12 protein-coding genes and 1 pseudogene are annotated in these 18,869 nt (G+C 73.7%); 9 read left to right on the top strand and 4 right to left on the bottom strand.

The window, feature by feature from the left end; all coding sequences use genetic code 11:
- Nucleotides 1-157 precede the first annotated feature (157 nt).
- The 8 genes from O3X23_RS35220 to O3X23_RS35185 all read left to right on the top strand — a co-directional run bounded on the left by O3X23_RS35220 (nucleotide 158) and on the right by O3X23_RS35185 (nucleotide 14,987).
- The gene (locus O3X23_RS35220; protein WP_269276679.1) at nucleotides 158-2,446 is read left to right on the top strand and encodes a TOMM precursor leader peptide-binding protein; all 2,289 of its coding nucleotides are present in this window, start codon (nucleotides 158-160) and stop codon (nucleotides 2,444-2,446) included.
- Complete coding sequence (locus tag O3X23_RS35215; protein WP_269276677.1) at nucleotides 2,436-4,433, top strand: TOMM precursor leader peptide-binding protein; 1,998 nt, start codon at nucleotides 2,436-2,438, stop codon at nucleotides 4,431-4,433. The genes O3X23_RS35220 and O3X23_RS35215 overlap by 11 nt, the downstream gene beginning before the upstream one ends.
- 47 nt (nucleotides 4,434-4,480) lie before the next feature.
- A complete protein-coding gene (locus tag O3X23_RS35210) occupies nucleotides 4,481-6,127 on the top strand; it encodes a nitroreductase family protein (protein WP_269276675.1) in 1,647 nt (548 codons plus the stop codon).
- Nucleotides 6,124-8,940, top strand: a complete 2,817-nt coding sequence (locus O3X23_RS35205; RefSeq protein ID WP_269276673.1) for a lantibiotic dehydratase — start codon at nucleotides 6,124-6,126, stop codon at nucleotides 8,938-8,940. Before O3X23_RS35210 ends, O3X23_RS35205 begins: the two co-directional genes overlap by 4 nt.
- Nucleotides 8,937-10,022 carry a lantibiotic dehydratase C-terminal domain-containing protein gene (locus O3X23_RS35200; protein ID WP_269276671.1) on the top strand — a complete coding sequence of 362 codons (1,086 nt, stop codon included), beginning with the start codon at nucleotides 8,937-8,939 and terminating at the stop codon, nucleotides 10,020-10,022. The genes O3X23_RS35205 and O3X23_RS35200 overlap by 4 nt, the downstream gene beginning before the upstream one ends.
- A gap of 1,337 nt (nucleotides 10,023-11,359) precedes the next feature.
- On the top strand, nucleotides 11,360-12,283 hold the full coding sequence (locus O3X23_RS35195) for an ABC transporter ATP-binding protein (RefSeq protein ID WP_269276690.1): 924 nt from the start codon (nucleotides 11,360-11,362) through the stop codon (nucleotides 12,281-12,283).
- Nucleotides 12,280-13,035 carry an ABC transporter permease gene (locus O3X23_RS35190; RefSeq protein ID WP_269276669.1) on the top strand — a complete coding sequence of 252 codons (756 nt, stop codon included), beginning with the start codon at nucleotides 12,280-12,282 and terminating at the stop codon, nucleotides 13,033-13,035. The genes O3X23_RS35195 and O3X23_RS35190 overlap by 4 nt, the downstream gene beginning before the upstream one ends.
- Nucleotides 13,032-14,987, top strand: coding sequence for a TOMM precursor leader peptide-binding protein (locus tag O3X23_RS35185; protein WP_269276666.1), 1,956 nt, complete (start codon nucleotides 13,032-13,034; stop codon nucleotides 14,985-14,987). Before O3X23_RS35190 ends, O3X23_RS35185 begins: the two co-directional genes overlap by 4 nt.
- A gap of 68 nt (nucleotides 14,988-15,055) precedes the next feature.
- Here O3X23_RS35185 and O3X23_RS35180 read toward each other — a convergent pair whose 3' ends face one another.
- The gene (locus O3X23_RS35180) at nucleotides 15,056-15,229 is read right to left on the bottom strand and encodes a thiazolylpeptide-type bacteriocin (protein ID WP_250979328.1); all 174 of its coding nucleotides are present in this window, start codon (nucleotides 15,227-15,229) and stop codon (nucleotides 15,056-15,058) included.
- A gap of 188 nt (nucleotides 15,230-15,417) precedes the next feature.
- Here O3X23_RS35180 and O3X23_RS35175 point away from each other — a divergent pair, with 188 nt between their 5' ends.
- The gene (locus O3X23_RS35175) at nucleotides 15,418-16,716 is read left to right on the top strand and encodes an amidohydrolase (protein ID WP_269276663.1); all 1,299 of its coding nucleotides are present in this window, start codon (nucleotides 15,418-15,420) and stop codon (nucleotides 16,714-16,716) included.
- A gap of 20 nt (nucleotides 16,717-16,736) precedes the next feature.
- Here O3X23_RS35175 and O3X23_RS35170 read toward each other — a convergent pair whose 3' ends face one another.
- From O3X23_RS35170 to O3X23_RS35160, 3 genes and pseudogenes are all read right to left on the bottom strand, one after another.
- Nucleotides 16,737-17,201: a hypothetical protein gene (locus O3X23_RS35170; RefSeq protein ID WP_269276660.1), complete on the bottom strand. Its 465-nt coding sequence runs from the start codon at nucleotides 17,199-17,201 to the stop codon at nucleotides 16,737-16,739.
- 200 nt (nucleotides 17,202-17,401) lie between these two features.
- Nucleotides 17,402-18,499: a glycoside hydrolase domain-containing protein gene (locus O3X23_RS35165; protein ID WP_443048070.1), complete on the bottom strand. Its 1,098-nt coding sequence runs from the start codon at nucleotides 18,497-18,499 to the stop codon at nucleotides 17,402-17,404.
- Nucleotides 18,500-18,642: 143 nt separating this feature from the next.
- Nucleotides 18,643-18,777, bottom strand: a pseudogene (locus O3X23_RS35160) (GNAT family N-acetyltransferase); the annotation flags it as partial.
- Between the last annotated feature and the right edge of the window lie 92 nt (nucleotides 18,778-18,869).

Below are 18,869 nucleotides of genomic sequence, written 5' to 3'. Positions count from 1 at the left end.
ATGCACGATCTGCTCCGCACGCTCACCCGTGGCGCGGCGGCGTTCCGCAGTGACGCGTCCGGCTCCGACACCTCCTCCGGGGCCTGAAAGGGCATCGCGGGAACACATTTCCTGACCCGTTTCCCGAATTACGCGCCCGACAGGGGGTAATACCAGCATGACCGCATCGTACGAAGAAGTCGCGGACACCCGCCCGCGCATCCGCCGTGATGTCCTGTTCACCGAGACGCCCTCAGGAGTTGTCTTTCACAACGCCCACGGAGGATTCAACCTCAGTGGGAAATCGGCCTATCGATTCGCCTCCCTCATCGTCCCGCACCTCAACGGCGCGAGCCGGGTCGAGGACATCTGCGGTGGGCTCGGCGCCGGACAGCGGGCGATGGTGGCCGAGCTGGTGGGAGCGCTGTACGGCCGGGGCCTCGCCCGTGACGTGGCGCCCGGCAGCGACGGCCTCGACGCACTGCCCGCGGACGTCTCCCGGCGGTTCGCGCCACAGATCGCCTACATCGACCACTACACCGGCGAGGCGGGCGGCAGGTTCCGGCGGTTCCGCGAGACGCGGGTGGCGGTACTGGGCCAGGACGACGTCGCGCGCTGGTGCGCGCTGAGCCTGGTGCGCAACGGCGTCGCGACCGTCGCGGTGCAGAAGGCTCCCGCCGGTGGCGACGACCCCTTCGCCGAGACGGCCGGGGAGGCCGCGGCGCTGGCCGCGGACGGCTGCCCGGTCGACCTCGTCCGGCTCGACGCTTCCGCGGGGCCCGGCTGGGAGTCGTCGGCCGGGTACGACGTGGTGGTGGCGAGCGCGGGACCGCGCGTCCTGACCGGTCTGCTGGAGGCCGGGGTCCCGGAGGGCACCCGCCTGCTTCCCGCGTGGACGTTCGGCAGCAAGGCCGTCGTCGGGCCCCTCATGTCCGCCGGTGCAGCCGGCTGCTGGGCCTGCGCCGCCCTGCGGCTGGGAGCCAACGGGCAGCCGGGTGCGGCAGCCGACGTGTGGAGCTCCGCCTGCCTTGACCGGGACGGCGAGTCCTCCGGACGCCAGGTGTCGGGACCGTCCGCGGCGATGCTCGGGAACCTGCTGGGCTACGAGGTGTTCCGGCTGACCACCGGCGCGCTCGCCGCCGAGACCGAGGGCCGGCTGGTCCTGCAGGACCTGGACTCGCTGGATGTCACGACCGAGCCGCTGCTGCCGCACCCGGCCTGCCCGTACTGCAGGACCTCCGGCGCGCCGGAGGTGCCGGCGGACCCGGCCGGGGAGCTCGCGGAGTCGGGGCTGCCGGCAGACGTGGCGGCCGGCCTCACGGCGGACGGCCTCCGGCCCGAGGGGGATGTGGCGCCGGAGGAGGACGCGGACCGCGTACTGGCCGAACTCGACGCCCGCGCGGGCCTGGTCCACCCCCACGCGGGAGTGTTCAGCGGCTACGCCGACGACACCTGGGAGCAGACGCCGCTCAAGGTCGGCACCGTGCGCGTCGGCGTCGGCCACGCCGGGCAGCGGGAGATCTCGGCCTTCGACGTCCACCATGTCGCGGGGGCGCGGTTGCGGGCCCTGCACCGGGCCGCCGAGGTGTACACCGAGCACGTGGTCCCGCAGGCGCACCCCCTGGACGGCGCCGCTCTGGAGACGGCCCACGAGAAGTGGTCGCTGGTCGGTCCCTCCTCCCTCGACACCTCAGCCGGGACGGGCGCCCGCGCAGACCAGGTCCGCGCCTGGGTCCGCGCGACCTCGCTGACCGACGGGCGGACCGCTCTCGTACCGGCCGGCGCCGTGCGCACCTTCGGCCGTCACAACCAGGACCGGATCTTCGTTCCGACCTCGGCGGGCTCCGGCTCCGGACCGTCGGCGGCGGTGGCCGCGGCCCGGGGGCTGCAGTCCGCGCTGGCCTTCCACGCCCTGACGCAGGCGTTGCGCGCCCGGACGCCGGTGTCCTTGGTGCCCGCGGGCCCCGCGGCCGACGACCGCGAGCTGGTCTTCCTCCGCCGCTCGGCCGGGAACCTGGGCCTGGACGCGGAGTTGCTGGCGCTCGGTCCCGCCGACGGACCGGCCGCGGTGCTGCTCGCCCGCGCCGCCGATCCGGCCACCGGACGTACCTGGTGGGCGTCGGCCGCGCGCGGCACCCGGCGGCAGGCCGCCGTGGACGCGCTGCGCGACCTGCTCGGCCAGGTGCAGCTCGCCCGGCGGTCCGGTGACGCGGCTCCCGCCGACACCGGCGATCCACTGCTGGGCGATCTCGACGCAGGAACGCTCGTCGTCACCGGAGAAGCCGCCCTGGCGGAGTCCGGACCGGCGGGCGGCGGCGAGGCACCCGACCACCTCGCGCTCTCCGCCGGGCTGCGCGCCCGTGGCCTGACCGCACTCGCGGTACCCACCGGCTCGGCCGACCTGCGGACCGGCGGAATCCATGTGGTCCGGATCCTCCTGGTGCACGGGGCGATAGATGCGCTCTGAACCGGCGGTCCGTCCCACCGGACCGCCCCGGGCGGGCGGTCCCGGGGACCCGGCCGGTACCGGCGGCCCGCCCGGGGAAGGGCACGCCCTCGAAGGCCCGCTGGCGCGCAGCCTGCTCGGCCACCCGGGCCTGGACGGGCACGTCCGGGTCATCGCGCTCGGCGTCCGCGACGAGCTGGCCGACGACGCGGCAGCGTCCGTCGAGGAGTGGGGCGACGGCACCACCCCCGTGCACGTCTACGGCCACCAGGTCGTGGTCGGACCGTCCCCCGGGAGCGGACAGGCGTCCGCCCCGTGCCCGACCTGCCTGGCCAGGCGCTGGCAGGCGGTACGGCCCGGAGCGCTGCGCGACGCTCTGGAACTCGGCTCCGGCACCCGCGCGGCGGGGGAGTGGCCCTTCCTGACGGCGTTCGCGGCCGACGCCGTCGCCGCCCTGATCGCCGCCCACCGCGAGCGGGAGGACACCGCGGCCGGCGACGACCGGTTCGCCTCCGTCCATCTGCTCGACCTGGAGACCCTTCGCGTCAACCGGGCGGCGCTGATCCCCGACGCCGAGTGCCCCCGCTGCGACCGCCGCACCGACGACACGGCCGAAGGCGCCCGCATCGTCCTGGGCAGCGTCCCGAAGGAGGACCCGGCCGGGTTCCGCCGCCGCGGGATCGACGCGTACGACCTGCCGCTGGAGGCGTTCGTCAATCCGGTGGCCGGCATGCTCGGGCCCTCCGTCGCCCCCGACCTCACCTCCGCGTCGACCGCCTCGACGGTGGGCGCCTTCACCCTGCGGTCCGGCGCGTACCTGCGGGAGTCCTACTGGGGCGGCCACACGGACAGCTACGCGCGCAGCGTCCGGGTCGGCGTGCTGGAGGGCATGGAGCGGTTCGCCGGGATGCGCGCCCGAGGCAAGCGCACCACGGTCGTCGCGTCCCTGGCGGAACTCGGGTCCGACGCCCTCGACCCGCGCGCCTGCGGCCTGTACCCCGACGCCTTCCACCGCGCGCACCAGACCGTCCTGCCGTTCTCGCCGCAGCGGCGGATCCCCTGGGTCTGGGGCTACTCGCTGCGCGACCACCGGCCGCTGCTGGTCCCCGAGGTGCTCGCCTACTACCACGCACCAGGAGGCGTGCGGAACCGCTTCGTGCAGGAGAGCTCCAACGGCTGCGCCTCGGGGGGCTGCCTGGAGGAGGCGGTGTACTTCGGCCTCATGGAGGCCGTCGAGCGCGACGCCTTCCTGCTCGCCTGGTACGGCCGGGTGCCACTGCCGGAGATCGATCCGGCGACCAGCTCCCGCCCCGGGACCCGGCAGATGGCGGACCGGCTGGCCATGTACGGCTACCGGGCGCGGTTCTTCGACACCCGCATCTCCTTCCCGATCCCGGTGGTGACGGCCGTCGCCCAGCGCGCCGACGGCGGACCGGGCACGTTGTGCTTCGGTGCCGGCGCGAGCTGGGACCCGGAAGCCGCGCTGAGCGCGGGCCTGTGCGAGATCGCCACCGACGCCGTCAAGGTCCGGCGCCGCACGGAACGCGATCACGACCGGCTCAGCGCGATGGCCGCGGACTTCGACAAGGTCCTGGTGCTGCACGACCACCCGCTGGTGTACGGGCTGCCCGAGATGGCCCCGCACGCCGCGTTCCTGCTGGACGAGGAGGACGGCACCGGCCGTCCGCCGCCGCGCGCCGTGGCGGAGCTCGCCACCGGGCGGCCGCCCGCCGCCGACCTGCGCGAGGACCTCGACGCGGCCGTGGAGGCGGTCACCGGTCAGGGCTTCGACGTCGTGGTCGTCGACCAGACGATGCCGGAACAGCGCGATCTGGGGCTGCACACCGCGGCCGTTCTCGTACCGGGCCTGCTGCCGATCGACTTCGGCTGGCAGCGCCAGCGTGCCCTGCACATGCCGCGGCTGCGCACCGCGCTGCGTGAAGCCGGCCGCCTCGACCACGACCTGCGCGCCGCCGACCTCAACCCCGCCCCCCACCCGTTCCCGTGATGCGCGCGGACCCGCCCGTCACAGCGGCAGCACAGAGAGGACCAGACATGGGTTACGCCCATGACTACGCGACCGCGGTGATGCGGCGCGGCAGGGTCGCGATGGAGCCCGTCGACTTCGTACCCGACTGGGACGACCGGCCCAGGAAAGAGAAGTTCTACCCCGCGGCCGAGCGGTTCCCGCTGCCCGACGGCGACTTCCCCGAGGACGCCTCCGTCGATCGGGGCCTGTCGGGGCCGGGGGGCGACGCGGAGTTCAGCCTGCCGCTGCTCGGCGGGATGCTGCGCGACTCCTACGGCCTGGTGGGACGGCGACTGGCCGTGCAGGCCAACACCGACCTGGGCTCGCTGCCGCTGTACACCCACGCCAACTGGTCGCGCGGTACGGCGTCGGGCGGCGGTCTCTACCCCGTCGGGGTGCACTGGGTGAGCGGTCCCAGCGGGCCGCTGACCCCTGGCATCTACCACTACTCGCCCGCGCACCACGCCATGCAGCGCCTGCTGTCGGGCGATGTGACGGGCGAGGTGCGGGCCGCGCTGGGCGGGGCGCTGCCGGACGGGGGCACGGACCAGTTCCTGGTCCTCGGGATCCGTTTCTGGCAGAACGCGTTCAAGTACAACAGCTTCAGCTATCACGCGGTGACGATGGACATCGGCGCGTTGCTGCAGACCTGGCGGATGTGGGCGAGGTCGCGCGGCCTGCGGATGGAGCCCGCCCTGTGGTTCGACGAGGAGCGGCTCGGGCGGCTGCTCGGGTTCTCGGCGGGGGAGGAGGGCGTGTTCGCCGTCGTCCCGCTGCGCTGGGAAGGGGCCGCGCCGCTCCGTGCGGCGTCCGCCGACGGCGACCGCGCCGGGCGTCCGGCCCCCGCCGTCCGCCGCCGCACGGAGGAGCGCTCGCGCCAGGTCATCTCCTTCGACACCGTCCTGAAGATGCACGCGGCGACGACCGGGGCCGCCCGGGAACGCCCGGTCCCCGGAGCGCTGGACGCGGCCGCCGCGCCGCCCGTTCCGGCGGGCGGTGATCGCCGGGCGCTGCCGCCCCCCGCGCCGATGACGCTCAGCGTGCGCCGGGCGCTGCGCGCACGGCGCAGCAGTTTCGGACGGTTCTCCGACCGGCGGCCGCTGGCCGCCGCCCAACTCGCCGCGGCGCTGCGGGCGGCGGTCGAAGGAGCCGGTCTGACCAGCGACGCGGTCGGACCGGGAAGTCCACCGCTCACCTCGTTCCACGTCTTCGTCAACCACGTCGAGGGGATCGAGCCGGGGACCTACGTCCATGACGCGGCCGCCGGTGAGCTGCGGCTGCTGAAGGCCGGGCCGCCGGGGTCGTTCCTGCAGGCCAACTACTTCCTGGCCAACTACAACCTGGAGCACGCGGCGGCCGTCATCGTGCCGGCCGTCAGGACCCACGCCGTCCTGGACGCCGTCGGCGACCGCGGCTACCGGCTGGTCAGCGCGGCCATCGGCGCCGCCGCCCAGGCGGTGTACACGGCGACGGCCGCCGCCGGCGCGGCCTGCGGGGTCGCGCTCGGCTTCGACAGCGTCTCCTTCGCGGAGGAGCTCGGGCTGGACGCCACCGGCGAACTGCCGCTGCTGCTGATGATGATCGGCAACGAGCGGGAGCAGCCCGCGGACTTCCGGTACGACCTGGTGCCGGCGCCTGCCCCGGACCACCGCAGCCGGCAGGGGACCCGATGAGCACTTCACTGGAACGTACCGCGATACCGCCCGCCGCCCCCGGACCGGGCCATCTCTCCCGCCACTTCATGCTCCGCCTCGCCGGTCTGCCCGTCGAAGCGGTACAGAGCCTGCGCAGCCCTGCCGCCCGGCGGTGGGCGGACGAGGTATTGGCCGAGGAGGACCGGCTGCGGCAGGTGGGCGCGCTGCTGAGCGGCCCGCTCGCCGCGTTCGTCACCGACAACACCGACGACCGGATGCGCCGCCAGGTGCTCGATCTGCGCCGCCGGGTGTTCAACAACCGGTTGCCGAAGGACGGGCCGGCGGCGCTCGCGCTGGCCGCCCGGCTCGACGCCGCGACCGCGCGCGAACTCACGGGGTGGCTGCGGGACCGTGCGGCGCTGGAGGCGCTGCGCGCCCGGGGCCCGGAGTTGCTGACCGCGGAACTGGCGCGCGGTCGCGCCGCGTTGCGCGAGCTCGCCGCGGAGGATCAGCTGCGGCTGGGGCTGCTGCTGGCCTCGCCCACGCTGGACGGGCAGTTGGACGCCTACATCCGCGGCGCGTCGTCCACCGCCGGTAAACGCGGCCGCAAGATCGAGCGGTCGCTGCTGGCCTACCTGTACCGCACCGCGTGCAAGACCAGCCCGTTCAGCACCTTTACCGGCGTCGCGCTGGGGGAGTTGCAGGACGCGGCGGGACCGCACGACGCGGCGGACGGGGTGACGGACATCGCCGAGCGCTGGTCGAGCCATCCACGGCTGAACGTCGTCGTCCTGTGGCGGCTCGCCGAGGCCGTCGCCGCCGACGGGGAGCGGCGCGGCGATCTGCTGGTCTCGCTCGCCTCAGGCTGGGAGTTGGACGAGGAGCGGGTCCGTTTCGTGCGCCGGTCGGTGACCCCGGGCGACGACGACGCCGCGATCAGCTTCGACGCGGCCCGCGACCGGCTGTTCTTCCTGCGCCGCAGCGGCGCCCTGGAAGCCATGCTCACCCTCTTCCGGGACCGGCCCGGCATCCGCTACCGGGAGCTGGCGCACTGGCTGACAACCGAGCGCGGGGCCACCGCCGAGGAGGCCGGACGCTATCTGTCCGCGCTGCTGCAACTCGGCATGGTGCAACTGTCCGGGCTGTATCCCGAAGTGCACAGTCCGGATCCGCTGCGCGCCTTCCAGTCCGCACTGCGGGCGGTCGGCCGCCCCTGGGCGGACGCGGCCGCCGCGCGACTGGACGGGCCCGCGTCCTGCGTGCAGCGGTACGCGGACGCCCCGCTGGCGGATCGCCGCGCACTGCTGGCGGAGCTGCGGCGCGACCTGCTGGACCTGCTGGCCTCCCTGGGGCCGGACGGCCCGGCCGCGGAACGGAGCCCGCACCAAACGCTGCCGCAGACGCTGCTCTACGAGGACGCCCGCGCGGCTCACCAGGTCACCGGCGGCGATCTGCGGACCTGGACCGAACTGGCCGCCGACCCGCTGCGCTCCCTGACGCGGATCCTGCCGGCGTTCGACGTCTCCCTCGCCCAGCGGCTCACGTTCAAGGGCTTCTTCCTGGCCCGGTACGGCCGGGGCGGGCGCTGCGACGACCTGCTCAAGCTGGTGCACGACTTCCACGAGGACATCTTCGACCAGTATCTGAGCTTCAGCTCCCAGCAGAGCGGCCACGACCCGCGCGACGGCCATCCGCTGGAGGAGAACTGGCTGGGACTGCCGCAGATCACCGCCCTGGACGCGGCGCGGGCCACGTTCGTCCGCCGGATGCGGGCGCTGTGGGAGGAGCACGCGCCGGACGCGGAGGAGCTCCGCCTCGATGACGCGTTCGTCGAAGCGGTGGCGGCCGAACTCGCGCCGCTCGCGAGGAGCTTCGACCCGCAGAGCCACTTCCTGCAACTGGTGCGCCGCGACGAGGACCCGCTGGTCGTCCTCAACGGGTCGTTCGGCGGACTGTGTTTCCCCTTCACGCGCTTCACCCACTGCTTCGACACCCCCGCCGACGACCCGGGACTGTCGGAGCGGCTGCTCGGCACGCTGCGCGGGGTCCAGCCGGACGGCGCGCTGTTCGCCGAGATCACCGCGGGCTCGGCGACCACCAACCTCAATCTGCATGGCCGGCTGACGGACTACCAGATCCTGTGCCCCGGGGAGACCAGCTCCGCCCCGCAGGACAGCCGCATCGACCTCGACGACCTGTACGTGGAGCACGACGCGGCCGCCGACCGGCTGGTGGTCCGCTCGCGGCGGCTCGGCAAGGAGATCATCCCGCTCTACCTGGGCTACCTGGTGCCGATGGTGCTGCCGGAGATCCCCCGCACGCTGCTGCTGCTCTCCCCGACCTCCAAGACCGGTCTGGACGTCTGGACGGGCGTGCCGGCCGCGGCGGCCTACGAGGGGGTGACGCTGCGGCCCCGGGTGCGGCACGGTTCGGTGGTGCTCAGCCGCCGGGGCTGGAGCGCCCCGTCGGCCGCCCTGCCGCAGCGCCCGACCGGACAGGGCGACGCGGACTGGTTCCTCGGCTGGCAGCGCTGGCGGCACGCGCACCGCGTGCCGGGCCAGGTCTTCGCCACCGTGCGTGCGGGTGACGGTACGGGGCAGCCGGCCGGCTGGGGAGGCGGCTCCAAACCGCACTACGTCGACTTCGAGAGCCCCCTGTCACTGGTCGCGTTCGAGGGCCTGCTGGGCGACCGGACGACCCGGGTGCTGCTGGAGGAGATGCTGCCCGCCGAGGACCAGCTGCACGTCAGGTCGGCACGCGGCCGGCACGTCGCGGAGCTGGCCGTGGAGATCTTCCCCGGCCGCCCGCCCCACCCCATCACCGACCGGGAAGGACACGGTGAGCGGACATGACCTCACCCGCGCTGGAGAGCGCCGCCGCCACCACCCCGCCGCCGACCGCGCCCGGGCCGTGGCAGGCGCTGCACATCTTCTACGCGGCCAGCCCGCGCCCGCTGCTGCTGGAGTGCGTCAAGCCGCTGGTGGAGGAGTTGACCGCCGAGGGCCTGCTGTCGGGGCACTTCTTCATCAACTACTGGCTGCAGGGACCACACGTGCGACTGCGGCTGCAGCCGTCGAGCGCGGCCGCCACCGGGCAGGTGCGCGAGCGCGCCTACACCGCGGTCGAGGCGTTCCTGCGCAGGCGTCCGGCCCTGTACGAGGTGAAGGCGGGCTTCCTGGCCGACCTGTACAACACCCTGTTCGAGCTGGAGTACACCGAGGACCAGCGCGAGCGGCTGATGGGCTCCGACGGCCGGATGCTGTTGCGGGACAACAACTCCGCGAGTTTCGAGGCGTACGAGCCCGAGTACGGCAAGTACGGCGGCTCGGCCGGGGTCGCCCTCGCCGAATGGCACTTCGAGCACTCCAGCGACCTGGTCGTGGAGTCGCTGCGGTCGATGAACCTGCATCTGCGGACCGTCCTGCTGGGTGTCTCCGCCCAGCTGATGATGGTGATGTCCGCGGTCTTCCTCGGCGAGGAGGAGGAGATCGCCCGCTTCCTCGAGCATTACCACGCGTTCTGGGACGGAGCGTTCTCGGACACCAACTTCACCGCCCGCAAGGGATACGACCGCGCCTACACCGACATGGGCCCGGAACTCGGCCGGCGCTTCGGTGAGATCCGTTCGGCCATCGCCCGGGGAACCGACCACGAGCTGCCCGGCTTCCTGCGCGGCTGGGCGGCGCACTGCCGTGAACTCGCGGGTCGGGTCGGGGAACTGGCGGTGCGCGGCGAGCTGGAGTTCCAGTCCTGGAGCGGCGGCGAGGACTTCCGGGTGACCGATCCCGTGCGCGCGCTGCCGATCCTGATGTCCCCGTACATGCACATGACGAACAACCGGATGTCGGTGACCATCCGCGACGAAGCCTTCCTGTCGTACGTCCTGGCCCGCGCGCTGCGCGAGTCGGGCGCGCCGCCGGAGGGTGCGCGGTGACCGCGACCGTGCTGCGGGACCTGCGCCCGCGCAGCCGCCCCGACCTGCTGATCGGCCCACCCGTGCTGCGCGGGCGCGGTGAACTCCACCCCGTCAAGGACCCGGTCAGCGGGCGGCGGTTCGAACTGCGCGCCAAGGAGCACTTCGTGCTGACCCGGCTCGACGGGGTGCGGACGCTCGACGCCATCGGTGAGGAGTACGCCCGGCGCTTCGGCGCCCGCCTCGGCGACGCGCACTGGCAGCAGCTCCTCGGGCTGCTCCACGCCCGGCGGTTGCTCGCCGACGACCAGCCGCCGGAACCGGCCGCGCCGCGGGCCGCCGACGACCCCCCGGCGCCCAGGTCGACGCTGTTCAGCGGACGGACGCGGCTGGTCGCCGACGCGGGCGCGCTGATCGAGTCGCTGCACCGGCGCACCGGCTTCGCACGGACCCGGCCGTTCCTGGGTTCGCTGCTGGTCCTGTGCGCCGCGATGCTGATCCAGCTCGGCACCGAGGCCGGCACGCTGCGGCACGACATGACGGAGCTGTACCGCCGACCGGTGCTGCTGCTGGCGGTGGGCGTGGTCCTGTGGGTGAGCCTGGCAATGCACGAGCTGGCGCACGGACTGGTCGGCCGGGCCTTCGGCGGCACCGTCTCCGAGATCGGGCTGCGCTGGCGGCTGCCGGTGACGTACCTGTACTGCCTGGTGGACGACGTGCCGTTCTTCGCCCGGCGCCGGCACCAGATGGCGACCGCGGCCGCGGGGCCCGCGATGAACGTGGTGTTCCTGCTGCCCTTCTGGCCGGTGTGGCTGCTGCTGCCGCCGGAGGACCCGGCCCACTACGCACTCGGCGGGATGTTCCTGCTCGGCTGCGCGATCGCGGCCGCCAACCTGCTGCCGCTGTCGCCGCTGGACGGGTACAAACTGCTCGGCTACGGGCTGGGCGCGAGCCGGCTCGCCACCGACAGCCGCACCTTCCTGCGCGAATCGGCAGCCGCGCTCCTCCGGCGCGATGAGCCCGCCCCCGCCTACCCGACGCGGGCGAGGGCCGTCTACGCCGGCTACGGACTGGCGACCGGAGCTCTGACGATGGGGGCGGCGATCGCCCTGGTCGGCGGCTGCTCCTGGGTCCTGGCCGACCGCTACGGCACCCTCGCCGCACTCACCCCGGTCCTGCTGCCGGCCGCCGCGGTCGTCCTGTGGCGGCTGGGCCTGGCAGCACGTGCCAGGGCCGAACACCGGACGGCCGAACGGGAGCGGCCCGGCAGCGGCGAGGCCGTCGACCGTCCCCAGCCGTCCGCTCCCGCACCGCCCCTGACGCCCACCCCGTCACACCCGCATACAAGGGAACGTGAGATGACCCCAGTGAACGCCGCCCCCGGCGCGGCCGTGGCGATCAAGGACGTACACAAGCGCTACGGCCCGGTCCATGCCGTCGACGGCGTCTCGCTCACGGTGCGCCGAGGGGAGTTCTTCGGCATCCTCGGACCCAACGGCGCCGGGAAGACCACGCTCATCGAGATGGTCGAAGGACTGCGCCGGGCCGACTCGGGTTCCGTCACCGTCCTGGGCTCCGCGCCCTGGCCCCGCAACACCGCACTGCTGCGGCGGATGGGCGTGCAGACCCAGGCCTCGGCCTTCTTCACCCGGCTGACCGCCATGGAACACCTGCGGACCGTCGGCATGCTCTACGGCCTGCTGCCGGACGCCGCCGACCGGGCGCTGCGCCTGGTCGGCCTGACGGACCAGCCGGGGGTGCGCGTCGACGACCTGTCCGGCGGGCAGCGGCAGCGGTTGGCGATCGCGACCGCGCTGATCCATGACCCCGAGCTGATCCTGCTCGACGAGCCCACCGCCGCCCTTGACCCGGAGGCCCGACGCGCCCTGTGGGGCGTGCTGCGGACCCTGAAGAGCGAGGGGCGCACAATCGTCCACACCACCCACCACCTGGACGAGGCCGAGGCGCTCTGCGACCGGGTGGCGATCATGGCGGGAGGACGGATCATCGCCCTGGACAGCCCCGCCAACCTGATCCGCGACCTGAAGGCACCGACACGGGTGCTGGTACCCGCCGACCGCATCACCGTCGAGCGGGCCCGGACCATCGACGGCGCCGACCGTGCCGTGCTGGAGGGCGGCCAGGTCGTCATCGAGACCCGCTCCGCGGGCCGGGTCCTCATCGCGGTGGGGGAGATCGCCGGACTCGACGCCGTGCAGACCCGCACGGCGACCCTGGAGGACGCCTACCTCGAACTGACCGGATCGGAGCACCGACTGTGAGCGCGTACACCGCACTGACCAGGGCCAACTACCGGGCTTACGTCCGGGATCGTACGACGGTCTTCTTCACGTTCGCCTTCCCGCTGCTCTTCCTCGTCGTGTTCGGGCTGATCTTCAAGGGACAGACGGTCGAGGACGGCGGACCGCCGTACATCAACTACATCGCGCCCGGTGTGCTCTCCTGGGGCGTGGGCAACGCCGCCATGTTCGGCGTCGCCTTCACCCTCATGCACTGGCGCCGGGACGACATCCTGCGGCTGATCTGGCGCACCCCCACGTCCCTGCCGTCGGTGCTCGGCTCCCGCTACGCGGTCGCGGTCGCGGTGGGCCTGGTCCAGGCGGCGTTGTTCGTCGCCGTCGCCCTGCTGCCGCTGTTCGGACTGCGCCTGGCGAGCACGTGGCCGCTGGCCGTCCCCGTGCTGGTCCTCGGCATCACCGCGTTCATGGCCCTGGGGCTGGTCATCGGCAGTATCGCCGACACCCCCGAGGCGGTGGCGGCGATCGCCAACTGCATCATGGTGCCGATGGCGTTCCTGTCGGGCTCCTTCTACCCCAGCGACCTGATGCCGGGCTGGCTGCGCACCTTCTCGCGGGTGCTGCCGCTGCGGTACTTCAACGACGGCATCATCGGTGTGCTGTCCAACCGCGGCAGTTCGACGGACCTCGCCGTGGCCTGCGGGGGCCTGGTCGTCTTCGCCGCACTGTTCGGGCTGATCGCCGCCAAGACCTTCCGCTGGAGCAACCGGGGATGACCACCGACCTCGCGCCCACGCCACCGGCCCCGCCCGGCGCCGCCCTGATGGACGCCGCCTGCCGGAACCTCCGACAAGCCCTCGCCGACGGGCCCGCCGGCACGGCGTCGGTGCTCGTCGTCCCGCTCGGCGCCGCGGACGTGCTGCGCCCCGGCCGCGATCCGCACGCGGACCGGCGCCCGGCCGCCACCGTCCACCTCACCTGGGACGCCGTGCTGATCGGCCCCTGGGGCGGCACCGAGCCCGCGGAACACGCCTGCGGCCAGTGCCTGGCCATGCGCTGGCAGCGGCTGCGCACCCGCTCGGAACGCGACGCCTGGGAGACCGGGACAGCGACCCGGGCGGCGGGGGAGTGGCCCGCACTGCCCGGGTACGTCGCCGACGCCGTCCGCTCCGTCCACGCGCACACGGTCGCGCAGGACCGGCTTCCACCCACCGGGGAGCACCGGCTCCCGCAGGTCACCCGGCTGGACCTGGCCACCCTCCAGGTCGCCACCGTGCCGCTGCTGACCGAGCCGCTGTGCCCGCACTGTGCCGACCCCGTCCCGGACCCGAGTTCTTCCGGCGAGGTGCCGTTCGCCCCGCTGTCCTCCCGCCCCAAGCCCGCCCCGGACGTCTACCGGCTGCGCTCCCCGCGCTCCTACCAGCTGCCGGCCGCGGCGCTGGCCAACCCCGTGTGCGGTGTGCTCGGCGCCGCGACCTGGAGCGACATCACCTCGCCCACGACCGCGCCGGTCGCGGGCAGCGTCTTCATGCGCGGCTACGCGGGCCTGACCGACGTGACGTGGAGCGGCCAGTCCAACTCCTTCGAGTCCAGCCGTGACCTCGCGTTCCTCGAAGGGCTCGAGCGCTATGCCGGCACCCACCGCCGCCGGCTCGGACCGCTGCGCACCGCGTCGTACGAGGACCTCGGCGACCGCGCGCTGGACCCGCGCGACTGCGGGCTCTACGACCCGCGGACCTATCGCGACGACCCGATGCTGAGCCCCTTCGCGCCGCAGCGGCCCATCCCGTGGGTCACCGGGTACTCGCTGCGCGACGAACGGCCGATCCTGGTTCCGGCCCGGCTGTCGCACTACAGCGCGGGACTCGCCGCCGACAACTTCGTCTTCGAGTGCTCCAACGGCTGCGCCATCGGCGGCTGCCTGGAGGAGGCGATCCTGTTCGGATTGCTGGAACTCATCGAACGCGACGCGTTTCTGCTCGGCTGGTACGGCAACGCCGCACTCACCGAGATCGACCTGGACTCCTGCACCCGCGGCGTGACGCGGGCGATGGTCGACCGAGCGGCGTTGCAGGGCTACGACGTGCATGTCTTCGACAACCGGGTGGATCTGCCGGTACCGGTGGCGACCGGGCTCGCGGTGCGCCGGGACGGCGGCCCGGGGACGCTCGCCTTCGCGGCCGGCGCCGCGTTCGACCCGGAGACGGCCGTGGAGTCGGCGCTGTCGGAGATCCTCACCTACATCCCGCACCTGCCGGGCCAGGTACGCCAACGCCCGGCAGAACTGGACGCGATGGCCGAGGACTTCGACCTCGTACGGCGCCTCCCCGACCACGCCGCGCTGTTCGGACTGCAGCGGATGGCCGCACACGCCGACAGCTATCTGCGGCCGGCGGCGGTGCGGCCGTTGGCGGAGTTGTACAGCGGGTGGGAGCGGACGCGGTCAGGTGCGGGGGACCTGCTCGACGACGTCGTGCTGTGCCGTGACGCGCTCGTCGGTGCGGGCTTCGACGTGATCGTGGTCGACCAGACGACACCGGAGCAGGAACGGCTGGGCCTGCGGACGGTCTGCACGCTGGTGCCGGGACTGCTGCCCATCGACTTCGGCTGGACGCGGCAGCGCGCCCTCACCATGCCCCGACTGCGGTCGGCGTTCCGCCGCGCCGGACTGCGCGACACGGACCTGGCGGACGGCGAACTGCGCCGGGTGCCGCACCCGTTCCCGTGAGCGGCCGCGACCGCGACCGCGGCCGGGACAGGTCGCGGCCGCGGCCGTACGGCGGGAGTTCGGCTCGGTCAGGCGGTGCAGCTTGTGGTGCTGGTGGTGCTGCTGCAGGTGCTGGTGCTGCTGCAACTGGTGGACGAGCCGAGCATGACCTCGCTGGCGTCCGAGTAGTCGGTGATCTCGAAGGTCTCCGACTCGAGCTCCAGGATCTCCAGGGCGAGCGACTCCAGGGGGCTGTTGGACATGGTGACTCCTCGTCAACGCTGGATGGGCCGGTCGGACCCAGCGGTCCATCCGGGGAAAACGGCGCCATGCGCTGCGCCTGCTTCCTTTCTAGCGGGGCCCGCTGGCAGATCGCCGCGCCTGCCACTGTCACCTCGCTGTCGGCCCCGCCACCCCCGACAACCCCTATCAAGGCCGGAGCGTGCCGCCCATGACCCCGACCGCCCCCGACGCGGCCCCTGTGCTGGCAGGACTGCCGGACGTCCTGCGGCCGGCCGTCGAGCTCTATCTCGACGTCCACCGGCATCCCGAGCTGTCCGGCGCCGAGGAGCGCACGGCCGCGCGGCTCGCGGAGCGGCTCGGCGCGTCGGGCTACCGGGTGACCACCGGCGTCGGCGGCCACGGCGTGGTGGGTGTGCTGCGCAACGGCCCGGGGCCGGTGGTGCTGCTGCGCACCGAACTGGACGCCCTGCCCGTCAGGGAGCGCACCGGCCTGTCGTACGCCAGCGAGGTCGTCGCCTCCGGCGGCGACGGGCAGCCGGTCCCCGTCATGCACGCCTGCGGCCACGACATGCACCTCGCCTGCGCGGCGGGCGCGGCCGCGCTGCTGTCCCGCTCGGCCGGGCACTGGTCCGGCACGGTCATGATCGTCGGCCAGCCGGCGGAGGAGACACTGACCGGAGCGCGGGCCATGCTCGACGACGGCCTCTACACCCGGTTCACGCCTCCCGACGTCGTGCTCGCCCAGCACACTGTCCCGCTGCCCGCCGGGATGGTCGCGCACGCGGCCGGGCCCGTGCTGGCGGGCAGCACGATGCTCCAGGTGACCGTCCACGGACGGGGCGGACACGCGGGGGCGCCGCACCTGACGGTCGACCCCGTCGTGACCGCGGCGGCCATCGTGCTGCGGCTGCAGACCGTGGTCGCCCGCGAGACCAGCCCGGCGGACCAGGTGGTGATCACCGTCGGATCCCTGCACGCGGGTACGCGCGGCAACGTCGTCCCCGACCGCGCCACCCTGGACATCTCCGTCCGCGCCTTCACCCAGGAGTCCCTCGACCGGGCGACCAGCGCGGTGCGGCGGGTGGTGCGCGCCGAGTGCGCGGCGTCGGACTGCCCGGCGGAGCCCGGGATCAGCACCGTGTCCCGGTCCCATCCCACCCAGGCGGACCACGGGACGGCCGCCGCGGTGCTGCGCGCGCACGAGCGCGCCTTCGGGCCGGAGCGGGTGGCGGTCTGGCCGCCGTCGCTCGCGACCGAGGACTTCCCGCTCTACGGTCCCCCGGGACAGTCCCTGCACGGCATCGAGGGCATCAGGACCGCCTACTGGATGCTCGGCTCCGTCGGACCCCGCCAATGGGCCGACGCCCCGGGCGGCTCGGCCGCCGCCAAGCTGGCCGTGCTGCCGCCGAACCATGCTCCGGAGTTCCGCCCCGACCCGCGGCTGACGGTTCCGGCCGGCATCACGGCCCTGACATCAGCGGCCCTCGCGCAGCTGGACCCGCCGTGACGGGGCGGCCGGCGGGGTCGTCAGGACGGGTCGTGGTTGACCTCGGAGGCCATCCTCGGGTGCAGCACACCGGGGTAGAGCCGGGCCTTGGCCACCGGTTCTGCGACGCCGCCCTGCGGCACCATCTCGACGACACCCCAGGGGGTCTCCGGCAGCAGCACCGGAAGGACGTACGAGGCCGAGCAGCCCATGCACTCGTACCGGTCCTCCCAGACCTCGACGTCGACGAGGCTGCCGGGATTGCGCGCGACGTGCTTGTGCTGGGCGTGACAGCGGTCACACTTCTCGCCGGGCTCGCACGTGCTGCCGCACGGGCACGGCAGGTCGAGGCGGACGGGAGGCTGCCAGCGCTGGACCCGGCACGCCTCGGCCGTCTGTGAGGTGTGGCGCATCGCCAGGTAGTTGCGGGCGGCGACGTTGTACGTCTCACCCGTCGCGACCATCCGCTCGCGGATCACGTCCTTGCGGGCACGGTTCGTCGTCATACAGTCCTCCAGCGGTTTTCCACGCGGTCCCGCAGAAGGCCGGGAAGACCGGACTGAGGTGATGGCGTGAGTCGATGACCCTTGTCCTCGCCCTCAGGACCCACCAGCGCGGTCCGGGCTCGGAACAGGCAGACGCGGCTGCCGCTCTCCACGGTACCCGGAATCGGCGGGCCCGATCTCCCCCGGCCGCGCGGGGGCTGTCAGCCGACGACGGCGACGGGGGCGTCCCAGGCGTTGTGGTCGACGGTGACGGTGGCTCCGCCGAAGGTCTCCTTCTTGTTCACCGCGTACTGGTGGCCGCGGCGGTGGCCGGTCCACAGGCCGGAGGCGAACGGGAAGCCGGTGGTCGTGTCGGCGTTGCCGTCGTAGCGGGCGTACCAGAGGGCGTCCGGCAGATCCGCCGCGTGCCGGCCGGCGGCGGTGGCGATCGCGGCGGCACTGGACTGGCTGAAGCCGTAGAAGCCGGCCAGGTACCCCTTCGCGTGCGCCGCCCGGTTCCACGCCTGCACATAGGTCAGCACGGACTGTACGCAGGACGCGTCGGCGATGTCGTACGCCTCCATGTCCAGGTAGATCGCACTGCCGGGCGCCATCCCCAGCGCGGACGCCTTCGCGACGGCGTCCGCGCCGTTCGCGGCGCCCAGCGAGGCGGCGTTGGCGGCGCTGATCCGCTCCGGGTTCCTGCTCGTCTGACACGGCGGCTGCGCTCCGACGTACAGCGGGATCAGCTGCCAGCCGGCCGCGTGCACCGTCCGGACCCACGACCTCGTGAGCTGCGGCTGCGCGCAGCCGCGGTTCTTGCCGCCGATGTAGACGGCGGCGGCGCCGTACGGCGAGCTCTTGCGCCAGGCGGCCATGGTGGTCGGGTTCGGGGCGGTGCACGTGTCGAAGGCCCGGCCGGTGAAGACCCGCGCCGCCGGCAGCCGCACCGTGGTGTTCGACTGCGCCGTCGGCTGCCTCGCACCGGACTGCGCACCGGCGGTGCCGGTCGCGGCCGTCGTCGCGGACGGGCCGCCCGTGGTCCTGGCCGACGGCGTACCGGCCGCCGGAGCGGAGGCGCCGGCGCCCGGCTTGGCCGCGCCCGGCGCGGACGGCTTGGCGGTTCCGGGCACGGCGCCGGTGCCGGTGGCGCCGTCCGGGTCGGTCTGATCGTCGACGTTCCGGGACTGCTGGGTGTCGTCGTTCCCCCGCGAGGACATGGCCTCGGCGGCGATGGCGCCGCCACCGGCGAGGAGGACCAGGCTGGCGACCGACAGCGCCACGTAGCGGCGCTGCTTGGGCTGACGACGGTTCGACACGGAGTCCTCAACAGGTGGGCGGGACGGCGGATCCGAACGGAGGTTCGGTGATCGTCCGAGTAACTATCACTTTCTCCGTCCCGGCGCCAGAATCCCGCGCCCGGTCCCACCACCCGCGAGGGCGGCGGGACCGGGCGCGGGCGTCACAGGTCGAGCTGGTACTCCAGGGACCGGTGCGTCGGTACGTACCCGAGGCCGTCATTGATGGTGCGCATGTGGCGGTGGCCGTGCCCGCGGTGCTCGGGCAGGACTCCGGTGCCGTAGTGCTGCCCGTCGCCCGTGCGAGCCGGTAGCCGGCCGCGGTGGTGTCGGGATCGGTCAGCGGGGTGATGCGGATGGGCAAGGTGACTCTGCCGGGACGTGCGCACCC

Origin of the sequence: Streptomyces sp. H39-S7 (genome assembly GCF_027158205.1) — a bacterium.
Classification (GTDB): Bacteria; Actinomycetota; Actinomycetes; order Streptomycetales; family Streptomycetaceae; genus Actinacidiphila.
The sequence above is the reverse complement of the archived record's forward strand: the minus strand, read 5'-3'. Positions and strand labels throughout refer to the sequence as shown.